Here is a 15917-nt window from a genome sequence, read left to right as displayed (position 1 = left end):
TCAGCCTCCCTGCATCGGGGCCAGAACTTCGATGCGGTCGCCAGGCGACAAGATCGCGGTTGCGCGCTCATCGCTGGCCACGAATTCACCATTCAGCGCGGTTGCGACCACCGCTTCGTCCAGTTCGATTTCGGCGAGCAGCGCCGCCAGATTGGCTGCTGCCGTGGTGATGACTTCACCGTTCAGCACGATCGTCATGCATAGTCCTCCACAAATTCGGGCTTGGTTTCGGGCGTGGTCGCGCTCGCAACCGCCATCCGCGCTATCGCCGGCGAGAGCAGGAAGCCGTGGCGATAAAGCCCGTTGACATAGATGGTTTTGCCGCGTCGCCTTACGCGGGGCAGATTGTCGGGAAAGGCGGGGCGCGCATCGACGCCGGTTTCGAGAATCTCCGCTTCGCCGAAGGCCGGATGGAGGGCGTAAGCCGCGCTCAAAAGCTCCAATGTCGAGCGCACGCTGATGCCACTGCGCTGATCGCTTTCGATCATCGTCGCGCCGATCATGTGCACACCGTCGCCGCGCGGCACGATGTAGAGCGGAATGCGCGGATGCAGCAGGCGCACGGGCCGCGAAAGGTTGATGTCACGCGAGCGGACGACCAGCATCTCACCCTTGACGCCGCGCAGATCCGGCAGCACATCGCGGGCGCTAAGACCGCGTGCATCCACCACGATATCCGCGTCGATCTTCGCTTCATCTGCGTCCGTATTGAGGTGAAAGACGACACCCTTTCGTTGCAGGTTTCCGGCCAGCTCAACGAGTGTCTTGCGCGGATCGAGATGCCCTTCGCGCGCGAAGAACAGGCCCTGCCGGAAACGCCCGGCCAGATCAGGTTCCAGTGCATTGATGCGTTCATGATCGATTGTGTCGAAGGCTTCCGTCCGGCGGGCGAAACGGCGCAACTCGCTGGCGTCGCGATTGTGCGACAGAACCAGTGTGCCTTCGCGCTTGACGCCGGAAACGTGTTTTTCCCACCAGCCGATGGATTCCTGCCCGAGCCGCACCACAGGCTCTTCGGCGCTTTCGCCCTCGCACCATGGCGCCAGCATGCCGCCTGCCAACCACGAACAGCAATCGGAACCGATCTGCGGGCTGCGGGCCATCACCGTGACGGCATGGCCCTGATCGGTGAACTCGGCGGCGGTGGCAAGACCGGCGACACCCGCTCCGATGATGGTGACGCGCATCACGCAATCTCCTCCGCCCGGATTGTCCAGAGGTCATGGAAATGATGCACTGGCCCGTGGCCGTGTCCGATCTTCAATGTGTCGGCGGCGCGGATTGCCCCTTGCAGATAGGTATGCGCGTTCAGAACGGCTTTCTCCAGCGGCAGGTTTTTGGCAAGCTCTGCGGCTATGGCCGAGGAGAGCGTGCAGCCTGTGCCATGGGTGTTACCGGTCAAGATACGCGGTGCTTCAACCCGCAGCGTCGGCTGATCGGGGCGCACCAGCAGATCGACGCATGTTTCGCCTTCCGCGTGGCCGCCCTTCATCAGAACGGCTTTCGCGCCGAGTTCGAGCAATGCGCGGCCCTGTTGTTCGGCGTCTTCATCATCAAGCGCCAGGCCGCAACCAAGCAGGCAGGCCGCTTCTGGCCGGTTGGGCGTCAAAAGCGTGGCCAGCGGCACCAGTTTCTGGCGCAGAAGCGCTGTGGCGTTTTCGCTCAAAAGCCGGTCGCCCGACTTTGCCACCATCACCGGATCAACAACGACGGGACCGGAAAAATGCGCAAGGCCGCGCGCGATGGCGTCGATGGTTTCAGGCACGGAAACCATGCCGATCTTCACTGCCGCAACATCGAGATCGCTGAAAACGGCGTCGATCTGCCCTGCGACGATAGCGGGCGGGATATCGTGCACCGCGCTTACCGTGCAGGTGTTCTGCACGGTCACAGCGGCAATGACGCTTGCGCCATAAACGCCAAGTGCGGAAAATGTCTTGAGGTCGGCCTGAATGCCAGCGCCGCCACCGCTGTCGGAACCGGCAATGGTTACACAGATGGGCACAGACCGCATCTGGCCATTGTTGGTTTTGGTTCGGGAGAAACTATGTTTCTGGTTCATCGTGTCGTCTCTCATTCCGAACGGAAAGATGAGACGCCATGAACCTTTATGGAGCGTAAGCTCCTGTGGGGAATGAACCCCGTCCGCGACGCGTCAAACTCCGTTCCCTACGCAGGTATTACCCGGATCAGGTTCAATGGGTTAACGCGAGAACGCGCCTCTCAGCCTCTTGCAAGGCACCCCAACGAATTTTGCGTCCATAGGCATAGGCCGGAAGTTTTGAGTGGTCAAGCAATGTCTTCGCTGGTCGGGAAACAGTGTTGTCCCGTGTCTTGCACTGTGATTGGGCGCGATGAAAACGCCATCATCAGAAAAAACTTATATGAGCCTGTTTTTCATATATGGTTTGTTAAAACCATTGGTCGTAATCTATTTGCGGGGAAGTGTGTCTGGGTGGCGGTCCCCGCTTGTCTGTTTGTGAGCCTGTCTCATGAACACATGCGGAATATGATGTTCCAGTGAGAGGTTTTGTTGGCTAATTAGAACGACGGCATGTGTCGGCTTGGGGCAAGGGATTTATAATGGCGAAGCGGAAAGCCGGTCCGGTACAGGCGGGAAGCTCCATGGCGAGCACGCCCCAGCAGGATTTCCGTATTCTGTTTACCACCCATCCAACGCCGATGTGGGTCTATGATCCGCAAACATTGGGCTTCATCATCATGAATGATGCCGCCTATGCGCTTTACGGCTACACGCCCGATGAACTGCCCGGCATGACTGTCCTCGATATTCGTCCGCATACCGAGCGCGAGCGCATGCTGAGCGCTGTCCGGGATCGCAGCGATCTGGAGCGCCCGGAGCGCTGGCAGCACCGGCGCGCCGATGGCGAAATCATCGAAGTACTGACCTATGGACGTGAGGTGCAGTTCGATGGCAGGGAAGCGATCCTCGCCATCGTGCAGGACCGGACCGAACTGGCCAAGGCCAACCGGCAGGCGATCCATGCCCAGTCGCTGCTCGACAGCCTCGTCAGCAATCTGCCGCTCGGCGTGTTCATCAAGGACATGCAGGATGATGGCCGCTATGTCCTCTATAATCAGGCGGCGTCGCGGGCGAGCGGCAAGTCGGTCGATGCGGTTGTCGGCTTCACCGATGCGCAGCTGATGTCGGATCTTGAACGCCGCCAATATGCGCAGCAGGATCGTCAGGTGATGAGCAAGGGCGAGGCGCTCAGCGTCGAGTATAAGTCCCAACATGACGACGGAACGCAGCGCATTCTGCGTGTCATCAAGAGTTCCATTCCGCCGGTTGAGGGCGGCACGCCGCGTTATCTGATCGGCCTGATCGAAGATGTCACCGAACGGCGCGAAATCGAGGAACGCATGGCCCATATCGCCATGCATGACAGTCTGACGCGCCTGCCCAACCGCGCCGCTTTCTCCCATCATGTGGAGGAATTGCTAAAAAAGCGGGGCGATGCGGAGCCTTTTGCACTGTTTTGTATCGATATCGATCACTTCAAGAGCATCAACGACAATATCGGCCATCAGGCGGGCGACCAGCTTTTGCAACAGGTTGCCGAGCGTTTGCGCCAGATTACCACGTCCGACCAGTTCATCGCGCGGCTTGGTGGCGACGAATTCGCCGTCATCTATCGCAGCGGCACCGTCGGCCAGATCGCCATGTTTGCAGACCGGGTGCTTTCGGCCTTTCAGGAACCGTTCCGGCTGGGTGACAATTCAGAATTCGTCACCTGCAGCATGGGCATCGCGCAGGCGCCGCTGCATGGCGACAATTCCGACGTGCTGATGCGCAATGCCGATCTGGCGCTCAATGCGTCGAAATCAGGCGGCAGGCGCACATTCCATTTCTACCAGCATTCGCTGCGTCTGGCCGCCGAAAAACGCCACATCATGACGAGCGAGCTGCGTCAGGCCTTGCTGTCCGAACAGTTCGAACTGCATTACCAGCCGATCTTCAATCTGGATAGCGGACTGATTTCCGGCTTCGAAGCGCTGATCCGCTGGCGTCATCCCGAGCGCGGCATGGTATCGCCTGCAGAATTCATTCCGCTTGCCGAGGAAACCGGATTGATCGGCCCGATTGGCGATTGGGTGCTGTTGGCTGCCTGCCGCGAGGCGGTTTCCTGGCCGGAAGATATCAAGGTCTCGGTCAATCTGTCGCCGGTCCAGTTCAGCCAGACCTCGCTTCTGCGCTCTGTCACCGATGCGCTGGATGCAGCCCGCCTGTCGCCGAACCGGCTGGAACTGGAAATCACGGAATCGGTGTTTCTCTCCAACAGCAAGCACAATATCGAATTGCTGTTCGAGTTGCGCCGTCTGGGCGCCCGCATTGCTATGGACGATTTCGGCACCGGCTATTCCTCGCTCAGCTATCTGCGCTCCTTTCCGTTCGACAAGATCAAGATCGACCGCAGCTTTGTGTCCGGCATCGAAGCGGATACGCGCGATCTCGCCATCATCCAGGCGGTGGCGACGCTGGGTGCAGGCTTCAATATCGTCACCACCGCCGAGGGCGTGGAAACAGCGCAGCAGCTGGAACGCCTGAGAACCGAACGTTTCGGCGAAGTGCAGGGCTATCTGACCGGACGCCCGATGCCAGCCAGCGATGTGCATGCCTTCATCCAGAGCAATAACGGCACTGGTCTTGCCATGCCCGCAGCCCATAACCGCCTGCCGGTCTGACCCGGAAACTCCGGAAAAACGCTGCCGCATTTCCGCTTTCAAAAAAGCGCTTGACCTTCCAACGGTGGGAAGGACTACTTATATGGCAATTCAGAAATCTAGCCTCTGAGCGCATCCCGAAAAGTGTGAAACGGTTTTCGGACAAGATGCGCGCCCGAAGGCGTGAAAAGGGACCGCTAAAGGTCTCGAAGAGGATTGCCATGAACAAGCCCGTCGATCACGAAACCATCAGCTTTCCCGTTCCCGTGGAAGGCATGAGCTGCGCATCCTGTGTTTCCTCCGTCGAAAAGGCCGTGTCGAAGGTTGCGGGCGTCGACAAGGTTTCCGTCAATCTGGCCACCGAGCGCGCCGACGTAACCTTCAAAGGCGCGCCGGATCTGCCTGCCGTTATCGATGCCATTCGCAAGGCGGGCTATGAGGTTCCTTCCGGCAGCGTCGATCTTGCCATTGAGGGCATGAGCTGCGCTTCCTGCGTCAGCAAGGTCGAAAAGGCGTTGAATGCGGTGCCGGGCGTGACGCGGGCCAGCGTCAATCTGGCGACCGAACGCGCGCATGTGGAACTGGCGGGTGGGGTCGAGACATCCGAACTCGTCAAGGCCGTCGAGAAAGCTGGTTACGAAGCGCGGTCGCTGAACGATAGAAAAGATGAAGCGCCAGCCGAAACCCAAAGCGAAAAGCGCGATGCCGAAGCTGCGGAACTGAAGAAGAGCGTTCTGCTGGCCGCCGTCCTGACGCTTCCGGTCTTCGTGCTGGAAATGGGATCGCATCTCATTCCCGCTGTCCATATGTTCGTGATGGACCGGATCGGCATGCAGAACAGCTGGTATCTGCAATTCGTGCTGACCACGCTCGTCCTGTTCGGCCCCGGTCTGCGCTTCTTCAAGAAGGGCATTCCGGCGCTGCTGCGCGCCACACCGGATATGAACTCGTTGGTGGTCGTCGGCACGCTTGCGGCCTGGGGCTTCTCGCTTGTCGCAACCTTCCTGCCGGGCGTTTTGCCAGCGGGCACCGTCAATGTCTATTTCGAGGCGGCGGCGGTTATCGTCACGCTGATTCTGATCGGGCGCTATCTTGAAGCGCGCGCCAAGGGGCGCACCAGTGCGGCCATCAGCCGTCTGGTCGGCTTGCAGGCCAAGTCGGCCCGCGTGGTGCGCAATGGCGAGACGATCGATGTGCCGCTGGAAGACGTGCGCGCAGGCGATATCGTGCAGGTGCGGCCCGGCGAGAAAGTGCCGGTCGATGGCGAGGTGGTCGAAGGCTCGTCCTATGTCGATGAATCGATGATCACCGGCGAGCCCGTCCCTGTCGCCAAGGACGAGGGCGCGGAAGTGGTCGGCGGCACCATCAATAAAACCGGCGCTTTCACCTTCCGCGCCACCAAGGTGGGCCGTGATATGGTGATCTCGCAGATCATCCGCATGGTCGAGGATGCGCAAGCCGACAAGCTGCCCATTCAGGCCAAGGTCGACAAGGTGACGGGCTGGTTCGTGCCCGCCGTCATGGCCGCCGCCGCGTTGACCTTCGTGCTCTGGCTCGCCATCGGAGGGACGGCCATGCTTGGCTACGCGCTGGTCAATGCCATTGCGGTGCTCATCATCGCGTGCCCTTGCGCCATGGGCCTTGCCACGCCGACCTCCATCATGGTTGGCACCGGTCGCGCCGCCGAGTTCGGCGTTCTGTTTCGCCGGGGCGATGCACTGCAAACCTTGCGCGATGCATCGATCATCGCCGTCGACAAGACCGGCACGCTGACCCAGGGCAAGCCTGCACTGGCGCATTTTGCAACGGTAGACGGTTTCGACAGGCACGAACTTCTGGCGCTGGTGGCAGCTGTCGAAGCTCGCTCGGAACATCCGATTGCCGACGCCATTGTGACGGCAGCCAAGGAAAAGGGCCTGAAGCTTGCCGATGTCTCGGCTTTCGAAGCAGTGCCGGGTTTCGGCCTCAAGGCGACCGTCTCGGGGCATGAAATCGCTATCGGCGCTGATCGCTATATGGCGAAGCTCGGCCATGATGTGGCGGTGTTTGCCGAGGATGCGAAGCGCTTTGGCGATGAAGGGCAGTCGCCGCTTTATGCCGCCGTTGACGACAAGCTTGCGGCTATCCTGACGGTCGCAGACCCGATGAAGGAGACCACGCCTGCCGCCATCGCCGCTCTACACGAACAGGGGCTCACCGTGGCGATGATTACCGGCGACAATCGCCGCACCGCGCAGGCCATCGCCAAGCGGCTCGGCATTGATGAAGTGGTGGCGGAAGTACTGCCGGACGGCAAGGTCGAAGCGCTGAAGCGGCTTTCGGCTGGCGGCAAGCGGATCGCTTTCGTTGGCGATGGCATCAACGACGCTCCGGCACTGGCCGCGGCAGATGTTGGCATCGCCATCGGAACCGGAACGGATATTGCGATTGAAAGTGCGGATGTGGTGCTGATGTCGGGCGACCTGCGCGGTGTCGCCAATGCCATCGCCATATCCAAGGCGACGATCCGCAATATCAGCGAGAACCTCTTCTGGGCGTTCGCCTATAATGTGGCGCTCATTCCGGTCGCCGCCGGTGTTCTCTACCCCTTCACCGGCACTTTGCTGTCGCCGGTTCTGGCAGCGGGCGCCATGGCGCTGTCGAGCATTTTCGTGCTCAGCAATGCGTTGCGGTTGCGGCGGTTCAAGAGTCCCCTCGGCTGATTAAATCAGCGATAGAAACTAACTCCCGAGCAAAGGCGGCTCTCATGAGCTGCCTTTTTTCGTTTCCTCTGGTCTTTTTAGATTTCTGCCTAATTTTATTTGAAGGCAGAGAGTGTCGCGGCGTCAGAAACGCAGCGGCGCTCCCACCCATCAGGACTTCTCGCATTCGATGTGTTCCGTGCATTTCTGTTCAGACACGGCGGGTCTGCAGTCACACTTGAAGGGGTAATATTTTGCTGATTTCCTTGACCTCCATCGTCCTTCTGCTGGTCGGGCTTGCGCTCGGCTGGGGCGGTATCGAGCTGATCACCCTGGGGGGCAGCTGGTACTATATCGTTGCGGCTGTCGGCTTTTTGCTGACAGGCGCTCTTCTCTTCAAAAGAAGCGCTTCGGCCCTGTGGCTCTATGCGCTGATCGTGCTCGGGTCGCTCGGTTGGGCCGTCTATGAAGTCGGTTTTGACTGGTGGCAGCTTGGCGCGCGTGGCGGCATCATCGTGCTGCTCGGCCTGTGGCTTTTGACCCCTTGGATCAGAAAGCCGCTCAATAGTGGCAAGGGCGGCGGCGGGCTGCCGCTGACGGTCGCGAGCGTCATCGCGCTTGCCATTGCTGGCTATTCCATGACGCAGGACCCGTACAATATTTCCGGCGACCTGCCGACAGAGAAGGTTGCGGCGACGCCGGACCTCGGCGGCAATGTGCCGGAAGGCGAATGGCACCAATATGGCCGCACGCCTTACGGCCAGCGTTATTCGCCGCTGGCGCAGATCACGCCTGACAATGTCTCCAAATTGCAGGTGGCCTGGCAGTACCAGACCGGCGACGTGAAGCAGCCGCAGGATGTCGGCGAAACCACCTATCAGGTGACGCCGCTGAAGATCGGCGATTCGCTTTATCTCTGCACGCCGCATAACTGGGCGATTGCGCTCGACGCCGCGACCGGCAAGGAAAAGTGGAAGTTCGACCCGAAGGTCGGCTTCAACACCGACCGCCAGCACCAGACTTGCCGTGGCGTGAGCTACTGGAAGGACACCAATGCAACGGCTGGCGCGAAATGTGCAGAACGCGTTTATCTGCCGACCTCGGATGCGCGTCTGATCGCGCTCGACACGGCGACCGGTGAAATCTGCACCGATTTCGCCAATGGCGGTACGCTCGATCTCGGCCATGGCATGAAATATAATCCGGCCGGTTATTATTACTCGACCTCGCCTCCGGCTGTTGTTGGCGACAAGATCATTGTCGGCGGCGCCGTCAACGACAACTATTCGACGGAAGAGCAGTCGGGCGTCATCCGCGCCTTCGATATCCGCACGGGCCAGCTTATCTGGAACTGGGATTCGGGTAATCCGGACGTCACGACACCGCTGCCGGAAGGCCAGTTCTACACCACGAATTCGCCCAATAGCTGGTCGGTGTCCAGCGTGGACGAAAAGCTTGGCCTGATCTTCATCCCGCTCGGCAATCAGGTGCCCGACCAGCTCGGTATGGGACGCAGCGAAAATGTGGAGAAATATTCCTCCTCCATCGTCGCGCTCGATGTGAATACGGGTCAGGTGAAGTGGGTGCGCCAGACGGTCCACCATGATCTGTGGGACATGGACGTTCCGGCGCAGCCGGTGCTGCTCGATATCAATGGCACGCCTGCGCTGGTCGGCCCGACCAAGCAGGGCGACCTCTATGTGCTCGACCGCCGCACCGGCGAGCCGATCATTCCGGTCAAGGAAATCCCGGCTCCGACCGGCACTATCCCGGAAGATCATTCGTCGCCGACGCAGCCGATCTCCGATCTGACTTTCAGCCCGCCTGCATTGCGTGAAAGCGACATGTGGGGTGTGACGATGTTCGATCAACTGGCCTGCCGCATCAAGTTCCACCAGCTTGCCTATGAAGGCCGCTACACGCCACCTTCGCTGAAGGGCACCATTGTCTATCCGGGCAATTTCGGCGTCTTCAACTGGGGCAGTGTGGCGGTCGATCCGGTGCGTCAGGTCATGTTCGGCATGCCGACCTATCTGGCCTTCACCTCGCGCCTTGTCCCGCGTTCGGAAATTCCACCGAAGGGACAGGATGAGAAGGGCAGCGAACAGGGCTTGAACCGCAATGACGGCGCGCCTTATGGCGTCTTCATGGGACCGTTCCTCGGCCCGCTCGGCATTCCGTGCCAGACCCCGCCATGGGGCTATGTCACGGGCGTCGATCTGCGCACCGGCAAGACCGTCTACAAGCATCGCAACGGCACCATCCGCGATATGGCGCCGGTTCCGCTGCCGCTGAAAGTCGGCGTACCGGGCATAGGCGGACCGATGATCACGGCAGGCGGCGTTGCCTTCCTCGGTGCCGCCGTGGACAACTATCTGCGCGCCTATGACCTGACCAATGGCAAGGTTCTGTGGGAAGCACGTCTGCCCGCAGGCGGACAGGCGACACCAATGTCCTACACGGTCGGCGATCAGCAATTCGTGCTGATGGTGGCCGGTGGTCATGGCTCGATCGGCACCAAGCCGGGCGATTACGTTATCGCCTATACGCTGCCGAAGAGCTAACTCCCAACGGAAGTTGCAACAAAAACGCCGGGAGAAATCCCGGCGTTTTCTTCTGAATATGTGGGTTGGTCAGACCTTACTGTGCAGCAATTCGCCCTTGCGCGCGGCAGGGCGTTTGCGCGGCTCGGCGACGTTTGCCGCGAGCTGGTGGATGATCGGGCAGTCGGGACGGTTATCGCCATGGCAGTTTTGCGCCAGATGGCGCAGCGTGTCGGCCATTTCCTGCAGTTGGAGCATCTTGGCTTCCAGTTCCTCGACATGAACGAGCGCAACTTTCTTCACATCGGAAGAAGCGCGGTTGCGATCACGCCAGAGCGCCAGAAGTTCCTTGATCTGCTCGACCTGAAAACCGAGATCGCGGCTGCGACGGATGAAGCGCAGCGTCTCGACATCTTTTTGCGTGTAGACGCGATAGCCGGAACCTGTGCGTTCGGCAGCCTCGATAAGCCCGATGGTTTCATAATGGCGGATCATCTTCGCCGATATGCCCGATGCTGTGGCTGCCTGCCCGATATTCATTCCGTTCCTCATCCAATGGTCATTTACGACGATATAGGAATGCAATGCGGCTATTCAAAGGGGGCTGGTGCGGTTCAGGCGTCGGTTCCGGCCTGTTTCATGAGATAATGTTCAAGGGCCTGAAATCCGTCGAAGATCAAAATGGCCAGCGCCGCGACGACAAGGCCGCCTTGCAGCACGAAAGCAAGGTTGTTGGAGATGAGACCGGCGATGATGACTTCGCCAAGCGTCCGGGCGGCCACTGTCGAGCCGATGGTGGCGGTGGCAAGGCCGATCACCGCCGATAGCCTTATTCCGGCAAGAATGACCGGCATGGCAAGCGGCATTTCCACTTTGACCAGACGCTGCATTCCCGTCATGCCCATGCCGCGCGCCGCTTCCACGACAGGCGCAGGCAGGGTGGTGAGGCCGGTCAGCGTGTTTTCAAAGATCGGCAGCAGCCCATAGAGAAACAGCGCGATCAGCGTCGGCTTGTCGCCGAAACCGAAGATCGGCACGGCGAGCGCCAGCACCGCAACGGGCGGAAAGGTCTGGCCGATATTCACCAGACTGCGCGAAAGCGGCAGAAACTCCGCGCCCTGCCGTCTGGTCACGAAGATCGCCATGGCGACCGCCACCAGCGTCGATATCAGGGTCGCCAATGCCACCAGCCCCAAATGCTGCAAGGTCAGCGTCATCAGATTGGCGCGGTCATAGATGACGGGCGCGCCATCGCTGACCAATGGGCGGAAGACGGGCTCGAACAGATGCGGCTGCATCAGAAAAAGCAGCAGCATCGCCAGAAGCGCCAGCCGTGGAATGATGGAAATGAACAGCCTCATGCCGGGCGTTCCGCTTTTCGCAACAGCTTTTCCAGTGTGACGCGGCCAAGCGGTCTGCCGTCTGCGTCCAGAACCGGCAGAGCATTGCGACCCGACCATAAAAGCTCGGCCAGCGCATCGCGTTGCGAGGCGGAAACCGGCATGGCGTCGCCGCTGGCATCACCCGGTTGCAGGACCGTCTTGAGATCGGTGAGCGAGAGCAGGCGGAACGGGCGCTCGCCGGTGCCGATCAGCCTTTCGACGAATTCCGTCGCGGGTCGCGCCAGAATTTCCGCAGGCGGGCCATATTGCAAAAGCTTGCCGTCATCCATCACCGCAATATGGTCACCAAGCGAAATGGCTTCCTCCATATCATGCGTGACCAGCAGGATCGTGGTGCCGAAACGGCGCTGGATCGCCTTCAGGTCTTCCTGCGCCTTGGCACGGATGACCGGGTCGAGCGCGCCGAAAGGTTCATCCATCAGCAATATGTTCGGTTCCGCCGCCAGCGCCCGGGCGACGCCGACGCGCTGCTGTTGCCCGCCGGACAGTTCCTGCGGATAGCGGTCGCGATAATCCGCCGGTTCAAGCTGAAACAAATCGAGCAGTTCATCGACGCGGGCATCGATACGCTGTTTCGTCCAGCCGAGCAGAACCGGCACGGTGGCGATATTTTCCGCGACCGTGCGATGCGGGAAAAGCCCGTGCTGCTGGATCACGTAACCGATCCGCCGCCGCAAGGCGTGCCCCGGCTCGTCCATATTGCTGTGCCCGTCGATGCGAATTTCGCCTTCGGTCGGCTCGACGAGACGGTTGACCATGCGCAGCAGGGTCGTCTTGCCTGAACCTGATGTGCCGACAATGGCCGCGATACTGTGCGGCTCAACGGAAAAGCTGACCGCATCCACGGCAGCCCGGCCATTATAGCGCTTGGTGATCCGGTCGAACTCGATCATGGCGCGGTTCCTTTCCCGGCGATTTCAATGGCGGCGTCGAGCAGAACGGCAGCACCAAAGGCCAGCAGAACCGTTGGCAGCGCGCCGAGCAGCACGAGGTCCATGGCCGTCTGTCCGATGCCCTGAAAGACGAAGGTGCCAAAACCGCCACCGCCGATCAGGGCGGCAATGGTGGTCATGCCGATATTCTGCACCATCACGATGCGGATGCCGGTGAGGATCACCGGAAAGGCTAGCGGAAATTCGGTTTTGAACAGCCGTTGCAGCCGCGTCATGCCCATGCCGCGCGCGGCATCGCTGACCGGTGCTGGCACCTGCGCGAGCCCGGCCACCGTATTGGCGACGATGGGCAGCAGCGAATAGAGAAACAGCGCCACGAAAGCGGGAGCGGCCCCAATGCCGCGAATGCCGAGGCTTGCCGCCCATGGCGCGTTGGCTGCAAGCCAGCCGAGCGGTGCGATCAGAATGCCGAAGAGCGCCATGGAGGGAATGGTCTGCACGATGTTGAGGCTGTTCAGCACCAGTCCGCGCAGCCGTGGCACACGGTGGCAGACGAGGCCAAGCGGAATGCCGATGATCGTCGCTGCGACAAGCGAGCCGAGCGCCAGTTCCACATGACGGCGGGCTTCGTTCCAGAAACTGTCGGCGCGGCTGAGATATTCCTTCATGAAGGACAGATTGTCCCAAAATCCCGAGGCGAGCAGCGCATAAAGAAGAAGGGCCGCGAGTATCAGCAAGCCCACACGCATGAGCGGTCGCACTTGCAAGCGCACCAGAGCGTCGGCAACCGAAATGCCGCTGGCAAACAGCAGCAGCCAGAAGCCCGATGCAGGTGAAACGCGGGCATAATTATTGCCGTCGGGTGAAAGATGTGTTGCCGCAAGCCCGATCGCGATCAGGATGGCAGCAAGGCCGACGAGGCTTGCGCCAAGCCGCAGCATGGCTTTGGCCGAGCAGAGGCCAAAAAGCAGGACCGCTGCCATTATGCCAAGCAAAGACAAGGCTTCGGCCATGGGCAAGGCGTCGAGCACAAAGCGCGGCTCGCCCTGCACGATGCGGTTGGCGCGGAAATTGGCAAAGGGCAGCAGCAGCCCGGCAATGGACGAAACCGCGATGACGAAGCCAAGCTTGTCAACATGGCCGAACAGGCCATGCGAGGCCTTTTCAGCATTCGCCGAATTGGAATGAGGGACTGCGATTCTATCCGGCAACGGGTCGCCTTTATCCGCCTATTTCAAAAAGCCGTTCTTCTTCAGGAAGTCTTCGGCGACCGCCTTGGCCGGTTCGCCGCCCAACTGCACGCGACCGTTCAGTTCCTGCAGCGTGGTCAGGTCGAGCTTTGCGAAAACCGGCTTCAGCAGTTCTTCGATCTTCGGGTTCTTTTTCAGCACGTCCTCGCGGATGATGGGTGCGGGCTGATACACGGGCTGCACATGCTTGTCATCTTCCAGCACCACCAGCCCGGACGGCGCGATGCCGCCATCGGTGCCGTAGACCATGGCCGCATTCGCGCCATTGGTCTGGTTGGCGGCGGCGGCAATGGTCGCAGCCGTATCGCCACCGGACAAAGTGATCAGCTGATCCTGCTTCAGCGCGAAGCCATAGGCAGTCTGGAAAGCGGGCAGGGCGGCAGCCGAATTCACGAATTCCGACGAGGCGGCCAGAATGACCTTGCCGCCACCGGACGCATATTTGCCGAAATCGCTGAGGCTCGTGAGCTTGTTTTCGTCCGCCACATCCTTGCGCAGCGCGATGCCCCAGGTGTTGTTGGCGGGCGAAGGCGACAGCCAGACAATCTTGTTGGCGTCGTAATCGAGCTTCTTTGCCGTCTCAAACGCCTTGGCCGGGTCTTTCCAGAGCGGATCATCTGCCTTGTTGAAGAAGAAGGCCGCATTGCCGGTATATTCGGGGTAAATATCGATCTCACCGGCCACGATTGCCTTGCGCACCACCGGCGTCGCGCCGAGCTGAATACGGTCGGTCGTCTGAATGCCGTTGGCGTTGAGCATGGCGAGAATGATGTTGCCCAGCACGCCGCCTTCCGTATCGATCTTGGATGAAACGACAACCTGTGATTGTGCTGGATTTGAAAGTCCCGTCGCGCCCGCAATCAGGGTGACTGCGATGGCTGCGCCCTTCAGAAGACCTCGGTATGACATTTTCCTCGTCCCATATTGCTGAATTGTGTTCATGATAAACTATAGCGCGACCGCAAAAAGGAAACCTTGGGTGGAACCGGCTCCTGACAGCTGTCTGTCAGGAGGACTGGCGGGCAGGCAAAAAGCCATCGTTATTGCGCGGGGCGTCATGTCGCGAAATGGTGCGCATGTCGTATTTATGGCGTCTTTTGACGCAAGCCTGCTGTCGGGTTTTCACAGGACACAATAGAAATATCATCAAAGGCTTCGCATGTGCCGTCAGGGTGCTTGCAGCCGCGAAACTGGTGGTTGTTCATGTCCCGCTTTTCTGCAGCTTCTATTATCAAAAACGCGCTTTCCGGTAACAAGAACTGGGACCCGCAATGGCCCAATGCCGAACCCAAGGCCGAGTATGATGTGATCATCGTCGGCGCGGGCGGTCATGGTCTGGGTGCCGCCTATTATCTGGCCAAGGAACACGGCATCACCAATGTCGCCGTGATCGAAAAGGGCTGGCTCGGCGGTGGCAATACGGGGCGCAACACCACCATCATTCGCTCCAACTATCTCTATGACGAGAGCGCGCATCTCTACGAACATGCGGTGAAGCTGTGGGAGGGGCTCAGTCAGGACCTCAACTACAACGTTATGTTCTCACAGCGCGGCGTCATGATGCTGGCGCATACGGTGCATGATGTGCAGAGCTTCAAGCGCCATATCCATGCCAACCGCCTCAATGGCATCGACAATGAATGGCTGTCGAAAGAAGAAGCCAAAGAATATTGCCCGCCACTCGATATTTCGCCCAATGCCCGCTATCCGGTGGTTGGCGCAACCTTGCAGCGTCGCGGCGGCGTGGCCCGTCATGATGCGGTGGCCTGGGGCTATGCGCGCGGCGCGACCCAACGCGGCGTGGATATCATCCAGAATTGCCCGGTTCTATCGATCCGTCGTGATGCTTCTGGCCGTGTGACCGGCGTTGAAACCGCGCGCGGCTTCATCAAGGCCAAGAAGGTCGCCGTTTCGACCGCAGGCAACACCTCGGTCGTCATGGATACGGCTGGTGTGCGCATGCCGCTTGAAAGCTTCCCGCTGCAGGCGCTGGTGTCCGAGCCGGTCAAGCCGATCTTCCCCTGCGTGGTCATGTCCAACACCGTCCATGCCTATATCAGCCAGTCCGACAAGGGCGAGCTGGTGATCGGTTCGGGTACGGATCAGTACACTTCCTACAGCCAGCGCGGCGGCCTGCCGCTGATCGAGCATACGCTGGCGGCGATCTGCGAAATCTTCCCGATCTTCACCCGCATGCGTATGTTGCGCAAATGGGGCGGCATCGTCGACGTCACCCCGGATCGCTCGCCGATCATCGGCAAGACGCCGGTTCCGGGTCTCTATGTCAATTGCGGCTGGGGCACGGGCGGCTTTAAGGCAACGCCGGGTTCGGCGCATGTCTTTGCCCACACCATCGCTCGCGACGAGCCGCACTGGATCAACGCGCCGTTCACGCTCGACCGTTTCAAGACGGGTCGCCTGATCGACGAAGCGGCGGCTGCCGCAGTTGCGCACTGAGGAA

General features: G+C 60.2%; 12 protein-coding genes and 1 riboswitch. Of the genes, 4 read left to right on the top strand and 8 right to left on the bottom strand.

What is annotated here, in order from left to right:
* The 3 genes from thiS to thiD are packed head-to-tail and all read right to left on the bottom strand — an operon-like array spanning position 1 to position 2062.
* Positions 1-198, bottom strand: coding sequence for a sulfur carrier protein ThiS (thiS, locus tag WIX40_RS12620; RefSeq protein WP_339440041.1), 198 nt, complete (start codon positions 196-198; stop codon positions 1-3).
* Entirely contained in the window at positions 195-1187 is a 993-nt protein-coding gene (thiO, locus tag WIX40_RS12615) for a glycine oxidase ThiO (RefSeq protein ID WP_339440040.1), read from the bottom strand. Before thiO ends, thiS begins: the two co-directional genes overlap by 4 nt.
* Positions 1187-2062, bottom strand: a complete 876-nt coding sequence (thiD, locus tag WIX40_RS12610; protein ID WP_121537180.1) for a bifunctional hydroxymethylpyrimidine kinase/phosphomethylpyrimidine kinase — start codon at positions 2060-2062, stop codon at positions 1187-1189. The genes thiO and thiD overlap by 1 nt, the downstream gene beginning before the upstream one ends.
* Before the next feature lie 87 nt (positions 2063-2149).
* Positions 2150-2256, bottom strand: a riboswitch (TPP riboswitch).
* A 327-nt stretch (positions 2257-2583) separates the two neighbouring features.
* Here thiD and WIX40_RS12605 point away from each other — a divergent pair.
* The 3 genes from WIX40_RS12605 to WIX40_RS12595 all read left to right on the top strand — a co-directional run bounded on the left by WIX40_RS12605 (position 2584) and on the right by WIX40_RS12595 (position 9931).
* Positions 2584-4707: a putative bifunctional diguanylate cyclase/phosphodiesterase gene (locus WIX40_RS12605; RefSeq protein WP_339440039.1), complete on the top strand. Its 2124-nt coding sequence runs from the start codon at positions 2584-2586 to the stop codon at positions 4705-4707.
* 200 nt (positions 4708-4907) lie between these two features.
* Positions 4908-7388: a heavy metal translocating P-type ATPase gene (locus tag WIX40_RS12600; RefSeq protein WP_339440038.1), complete on the top strand. Its 2481-nt coding sequence runs from the start codon at positions 4908-4910 to the stop codon at positions 7386-7388.
* A 233-nt stretch (positions 7389-7621) separates the two neighbouring features.
* Positions 7622-9931: a glucose/quinate/shikimate family membrane-bound PQQ-dependent dehydrogenase gene (locus tag WIX40_RS12595; RefSeq protein WP_339440037.1), complete on the top strand. Its 2310-nt coding sequence runs from the start codon at positions 7622-7624 to the stop codon at positions 9929-9931.
* 69 nt (positions 9932-10000) lie between these two features.
* On the opposite strand, the gene cueR is transcribed toward WIX40_RS12595, so the two are convergent.
* The 5 genes from cueR to osmF all read right to left on the bottom strand — a co-directional run bounded on the left by cueR (position 10001) and on the right by osmF (position 14365).
* A complete protein-coding gene (gene cueR, locus WIX40_RS12590) occupies positions 10001-10450 on the bottom strand; it encodes a Cu(I)-responsive transcriptional regulator (protein WP_109368231.1) in 450 nt (149 codons plus the stop codon).
* Positions 10451-10524: 74 nt separating this feature from the next.
* Positions 10525-11271: an ABC transporter permease gene (locus WIX40_RS12585; RefSeq protein WP_140024423.1), complete on the bottom strand. Its 747-nt coding sequence runs from the start codon at positions 11269-11271 to the stop codon at positions 10525-10527.
* A complete protein-coding gene (locus tag WIX40_RS12580; RefSeq protein ID WP_339440036.1) occupies positions 11268-12206 on the bottom strand; it encodes an ABC transporter ATP-binding protein in 939 nt (312 codons plus the stop codon). Before WIX40_RS12580 ends, WIX40_RS12585 begins: the two co-directional genes overlap by 4 nt.
* Complete coding sequence (locus WIX40_RS12575) at positions 12203-13405, bottom strand: ABC transporter permease (protein WP_339441021.1); 1203 nt, start codon at positions 13403-13405, stop codon at positions 12203-12205. The genes WIX40_RS12580 and WIX40_RS12575 overlap by 4 nt, the downstream gene beginning before the upstream one ends.
* Before the next feature lie 30 nt (positions 13406-13435).
* Entirely contained in the window at positions 13436-14365 is a 930-nt protein-coding gene (osmF, locus tag WIX40_RS12570; RefSeq protein ID WP_339440035.1) for a glycine betaine ABC transporter substrate-binding protein OsmF, read from the bottom strand.
* A gap of 294 nt (positions 14366-14659) precedes the next feature.
* Here osmF and WIX40_RS12565 point away from each other — a divergent pair, with 294 nt between their 5' ends.
* Positions 14660-15913 (top strand): sarcosine oxidase subunit beta family protein, encoded by a 1254-nt coding sequence (locus tag WIX40_RS12565; RefSeq protein ID WP_109368235.1) that lies wholly within the window; start codon positions 14660-14662, stop codon positions 15911-15913.
* Positions 15914-15917 lie beyond the last annotated feature (4 nt).

The sequence above is a fragment of the Ochrobactrum teleogrylli genome (assembly GCF_037482325.1).
Taxonomy (GTDB): Bacteria; Pseudomonadota; Alphaproteobacteria; order Rhizobiales; family Rhizobiaceae; genus Brucella; species Brucella teleogrylli.
This window is presented reverse-complemented; position numbering and strand designations above follow the sequence as displayed.

Bases quoted from the DNA above. Each gene is read 5' to 3' on its own strand.
- thiS (WP_339440041.1), bottom strand. From the start codon at position 198: ATGACGATCGTGCTGAACGGTGAAGTCATCACCACGGCAGCAGCCAAT.
- thiO (WP_339440040.1), bottom strand. From the start codon at position 1,187: ATGCGCGTCACCATCATCGGAGCGGGTGTCGCCGGTCTTGCCACCGCC.
- thiD (WP_121537180.1), bottom strand. From the start codon at position 2,062: ATGAACCAGAAACATAGTTTCTCCCGAACCAAAACCAACAATGGCCAG.
- WIX40_RS12605 (WP_339440039.1), top strand. From the start codon at position 2,584: ATGGCGAAGCGGAAAGCCGGTCCGGTACAGGCGGGAAGCTCCATGGCG.
- WIX40_RS12600 (WP_339440038.1), top strand. From the start codon at position 4,908: ATGAACAAGCCCGTCGATCACGAAACCATCAGCTTTCCCGTTCCCGTG.
- cueR (WP_109368231.1), bottom strand. From the start codon at position 10,450: ATGAATATCGGGCAGGCAGCCACAGCATCGGGCATATCGGCGAAGATG.
- WIX40_RS12585 (WP_140024423.1), bottom strand. From the start codon at position 11,271: ATGAGGCTGTTCATTTCCATCATTCCACGGCTGGCGCTTCTGGCGATG.
- WIX40_RS12580 (WP_339440036.1), bottom strand. From the start codon at position 12,206: ATGATCGAGTTCGACCGGATCACCAAGCGCTATAATGGCCGGGCTGCC.
- osmF (WP_339440035.1), bottom strand. From the start codon at position 14,365: ATGTCATACCGAGGTCTTCTGAAGGGCGCAGCCATCGCAGTCACCCTG.
- WIX40_RS12565 (WP_109368235.1), top strand. From the start codon at position 14,660: ATGTCCCGCTTTTCTGCAGCTTCTATTATCAAAAACGCGCTTTCCGGT.